The organism is Desulfurellaceae bacterium, assembly GCA_021296095.1.
GTDB lineage: Bacteria > Desulfobacterota > Binatia > Bin18 > Bin18 > JAAXHF01.
The window spans coordinates 1-452 of sequence record JAGWBB010000116.1 but is presented as its reverse complement, the minus strand read 5'-3'; the positions used below and the strand labels follow the sequence as shown (position 1 = coordinate 452).

Here is a 452-nt window from a genome sequence, read left to right as displayed (position 1 = left end):
CCGGGAGGCGCTTGAGGCATGGCGGTCGAGTGTATCCGGGCCGACTCGGTGTGACAAGGCAGCCGGGGCAATTGACAGCCGGTCGAAGACGGGGCGGAATAGCGGCCATGAACGCGCTCCGATGTGTCTCCCTGCTCCTCGTTGCTGCCGTGACCTGGGGCTGTGCCGAAAAAAAAGACAACTTCATGGCCACAGCCCAAGGGCTCCAGGCCCGAACGCTGTACGGTCCAGCCGAAACCGAGTATCGCCGCGCCCTCAAAGAAGACCCGACCAACGCCGAAGCGCACTACCGGCTCGGCGCCCTGGCCGACCGGCTCGGCAACACTGTGGGTGCGGAAAAGGAATATCGGGCTGCGCTGGGGGCGAACGCCCAGCATGCGGCCGCCCGGACAGCGCTGGCCGACATCCTGGTCAAGCGGGGGGTGGGGGCTCGGCGCGACGGGGAGCTGGAC

At 67.5% G+C, this 452-nt stretch carries 1 protein-coding gene; it reads left to right on the top strand.

Annotated elements, in window-relative coordinates; translation table 11 throughout:
- Window positions 1-107 precede the first annotated feature (107 nt).
- Window positions 108-452, top strand: a 345-nt coding sequence (locus J4F42_20170; protein ID MCE2487836.1) for a tetratricopeptide repeat protein, incomplete at its 3' end; no start/stop codon positions are given.